The organism is Parvibaculum sp. (genome assembly GCF_049672805.1).
Classification (GTDB): Bacteria; Pseudomonadota; Alphaproteobacteria; order Parvibaculales; family Parvibaculaceae; genus Parvibaculum.
Genome location: NZ_JBATWS010000143.1, coordinates 1 through 3,663 on the forward strand (window position 1 = coordinate 1; position 3,663 = coordinate 3,663).

Below are 3,663 nucleotides of genomic sequence, written 5' to 3' on the forward strand. Positions count from 1 at the left end.
TCCTCATTGCGTTCGCTCGCCCCGCTCCGCCCCGCCTCCCGGCCTCCGGCCATCGGATCGAGCGAGGCAAGGATTTCGACGACGGTGGAAGTGAGTTTCAGCGGCGCACGGCCAAAGCCCGACGCCATTGCAGGTGTGCGTCCGCCCGAAGTGGCAGCGAGCGTCGCCCCCCGCGTCGCATAGTTGCGGCGCGTTTCGCCGCCGGAAAGGTCAGGCGCAGGCACCGGGCCCGCAGGCTTTGGCGGCAGAGGCCGCTTCGCGGCATCAGCATAGCGGGTCGCATCCACCCCCTCATGTTTCGAGACGAGGTTGCGATAAACCTCCTCCGCGCTCCGGGGGGTGCCATCCTTCTGGTAGAAGATCGGACGGTTTGCCGCCGCTGCTGCCGGAAAGAGAAGATCGGCCCGCATATCGGGCGTCTGTTCCGCCGCCGTGATGAGTTTCGCAGCACCCCCCGCGCCGAGGAAGTGGGCCATGTAAAGCTCGCCCTCCCCCACACTCCGCCCAAGCCGGTTCTCAAGGAGTGACGCGCTCTCCTGCGTATAGGCAGCCGCCATCAAGGCCGAGACATGGGGATCATTTCGAAGGGCAAGAATTTCCGCCCTTTGGGCAGCATTTTCCACATGGAACCGGCCCTGCGGTGTGGTGCTGATCTTCGCCGCTTCAGCGGAAAGTCCCAGTTCCCCGCCATACTTCTTCAGCGTGCCGAGCCAGCTCTGTTCGGTAAACTGAAATAGTCCACACGCGCTGGAAGTCTTTGATTTTGCATCACAATCAAGGCTCGACTCCCGCATCGCCGTCTTCAGAAGATAGTCGAACTCCACGCCCGTACGCTGGCTCGCGGCCTGAAGCGCAGAGGCGATTGTCGGCTGAATGGCGATGTTTTCGACGAGGCTCATGGAGGCCGCTTCCTTTCCTTATGCCGGAAAGGTCGCAAGCCTCATGCCAGCGCAATTCCGTTCCACCCGGCGGAAATCACGCGTTTTTCACGGGCATTTTCGGCCCCCCGCGATAAGCTGAAGAAAAGCGGTTTCAAGCCGCAAAAAACCGGGGAGGAACCATGTCAGAAGTCGAACTGGCCGCCGAAATCGAGCAGGAACAGCACCAGACAAGGCAGGACAAGACAGAGCGCCCGTATCCGAACCAGATTTATGCGTGGTATGTGGTGGCCGTCCTCGTTCTGGCTTTCACCTTCTCCTTCATCGACCGCCAGATCCTGAGCCTGCTGGTCGGCCCCATCAAACGCGACCTTGCGATTTCCGACACGCAGATGAGCCTGCTGCAAGGCTTCGCGTTCGCCCTTTTCTATTGCATCGCGGGCCTGCCCATCGGCCGCATGGTGGACCGCTACCACCGCCTGAACATCATCGCAGTCGGCGTTTTCGTCTGGAGCCTGATGACCGCCCTCTGCGGAACGGCACGCTCCTTCCTCCAGCTTTTCATCTTCCGCGCCGGTGTCGGCGTCGGTGAGGCAGCCCTTTCCCCCGCCGCCTATTCGATCATCGCTGACTATTTCCCGCCCAAGCGCCTCGGCTTCGCGCTCGGCGTCTATGGCATGGGCGTCTATATCGGTGCGGGCCTCGCCCTCATCATCGGCGCAGGCGTCATTGCGCTTGTTTCGGAAGGCGGCAGCACGGTCCTGCCGCTCGTGGGCGAGGTCTATGCTTGGCAGCTCACCTTCTTCATTGTCGGCCTTCCCGGCATTCTGGTCGCCCTCTGGATATGGACCCTGAAAGAACCGGAGCGGCGCGGCCATGTCCGCACGGCGATTGCCGCTGACGGGACCAGCAAGACGGTCGAGGTGCCTGTCGCCGAAGTGCTCTCCTATATGGGCCGGAACTGGCGCACCATCATTCCCCTCAATCTCTGCTACGCATTGTCCGCGCTCATGGCCTATGGCGTCGCGGCCTGGATACCGACCTTCTTTGTCCGTACCTATGATTGGTCCTATCCGCTGGCGGGCTGGTGGTATGGCTGGGTGATCGTGGTCTTCGGCACGGCGGGCGTCGTCACCGGCGGCTGGGCGGGCGACTACCTGACCTCACGCGGCATCCGCAATGGCCGCATGATGGTCTGCATGGGGGCCGGGCTGGGCGCACTGCCCTTCGCGGTGCTCTATCCGCTGATGGATAGCCCCTGGACCGCGCTGATCCTGCTGTGCCCTGCCACCTTCTTCTCGACCTTCACCACGGGCGCCGGCCCCTCCGCCCTGCAGGAACTGATGCCGAACCAGATGCGCGGTTTCGCCTCCGCCATCCTGATCTTCGTGGTGAGCATCATCGGCCTTGGCCTCGGCCCGACCTCGATCGCGCTTGCGACGGACTATGTCTATGGCGATGAAGCCATGCTCCGCTACTCGCTGGTTCTCGTTCCGGCTATCGTTCTGACGGTCTCGGTGACGGCTGGCCTGCTCGGATTGCGGCCCTATCTGCGCAGCCTCGATTACCTTGAAAACTGGAGCAAGGAAAACGAAAAATAATCCTGTTTTCAGATAGTTATGCAGCCAAGCGGATTCATTTTCTCAAATCGGGCCAGAGAGTTGAGAGAATGGTCGAAGCAGTTGAATCGGCATCTGAACATGCCGATTCAGAAACTCGCTTCCGTGCCATAAGTCATTGATCGAGATGGTGCGGACCGACCGGTCAGACGGCGCGGCCATAGAGCCGGAAGCGCCATGAGGTATCACCCGTCCGCGCCCCGGCCTGAGCCTGCGGCATTGCCGCGGCGGCATCATTATCCTGCACGAGACGGAGCTTCGCGCGGCTGCCAAACCGTCCGCGCATCTTTGCCTGCATCAGCTTGAAGCGGAGAAGAGCCTCGTCATATGGCTTCACGAGATAGTCATCCGCCCCCGCCTCGATGGCGCGGTGAATGGAGGCGGCACCGCTTTCAGCCGTCACATGGAAGAGACAGGGGGCCTGCCCCCCCGGCCGGCGCCGGATGGCCTCGGTGAGCCAGCGCCCGTCCCGCGTGATGGCGCGGGCCTCGGCCAGCACCAGATCAGGGCCGGTTCCGGCAATCAAGGCCAGAGCTTCATCCGCATTGTCAGTGAGCACCACGCGAAAGCCGAGCCGCTCCAGCAGATAGGCCGCAGCCTGCCCTGCCGCAGCAGAAGGGTCGGCGATGAGTGCTGTACCCTGAAAGCTGTCCAAGGATCCGTTCCTGACATGCGGGCACCATGCCCGTCCTCGGAAAGGACACTAGGCTTTAAGTCTTAAACCAATCGTTAACCGTGAAAGCTGCGGGCAAGTTTCTCGATCAGCGCCCGCTTCTCATCCTCGCCATAAGGCTCCGCCTGCCCCACACCCCAGACAGGGCCAGGCCAGGCTGCATCCCCCGCGAACCGGGCAATCACGTGAACATGAAGCTGCGGCACCATATTGCCGAGTGCGGCCACATTCATCTTCTCCGCCCCGACTGCATCCCTGAGAACCACGGAAGCAAGATCAATCTCCGCATGGAAGTTCGGCTTCTCCGCCCCTGGCACATCATCAAAATCCCGCAACCCTGCCCGCCGCGGCACAAGAATGAGCCAGGGGAAGCGCCGGTCATTCATCAGAAGCACCCGGCAAAGGGTAAGGTCCGTTACGAGAAACGTGTCGGCGGCAAGGCGTTCATGAAGGGAGAAGGTCATGTAATTCCTTGTTCAATATGACTTTGGCA

General features: G+C 61.7%; 4 protein-coding genes. 1 reads left to right on the forward strand and 3 read right to left on the reverse strand.

Translation table 11 applies throughout. From position 1 onward, the window contains the following. Positions 1-899, reverse strand: an 899-nt coding sequence (locus tag WBF74_RS04585; RefSeq protein WP_424435852.1) for a lytic transglycosylase domain-containing protein, incomplete at its 3' end; no start/stop codon positions are given. A 161-nt stretch (positions 900-1,060) separates the two neighbouring features. On the opposite strand from WBF74_RS04585, the gene WBF74_RS04590 reads away from it, so the two are divergent. Further along, positions 1,061-2,479 (forward strand): spinster family MFS transporter, encoded by a 1,419-nt coding sequence (locus WBF74_RS04590; protein WP_424435855.1) that lies wholly within the window; start codon positions 1,061-1,063, stop codon positions 2,477-2,479. A 163-nt stretch (positions 2,480-2,642) separates the two neighbouring features. On the opposite strand, the gene WBF74_RS04595 is transcribed toward WBF74_RS04590, so the two are convergent. Both WBF74_RS04595 and WBF74_RS04600 read right to left on the reverse strand, forming a co-directional pair. Beyond that, on the reverse strand, positions 2,643-3,152 hold the full coding sequence (locus WBF74_RS04595; RefSeq protein ID WP_424435858.1) for a response regulator: 510 nt from the start codon (positions 3,150-3,152) through the stop codon (positions 2,643-2,645). A gap of 74 nt (positions 3,153-3,226) precedes the next feature. After that, the gene (locus tag WBF74_RS04600; RefSeq protein WP_424435861.1) at positions 3,227-3,634 is read right to left on the reverse strand and encodes an HIT domain-containing protein; all 408 of its coding nucleotides are present in this window, start codon (positions 3,632-3,634) and stop codon (positions 3,227-3,229) included. Between the last annotated feature and the right edge of the window lie 29 nt (positions 3,635-3,663).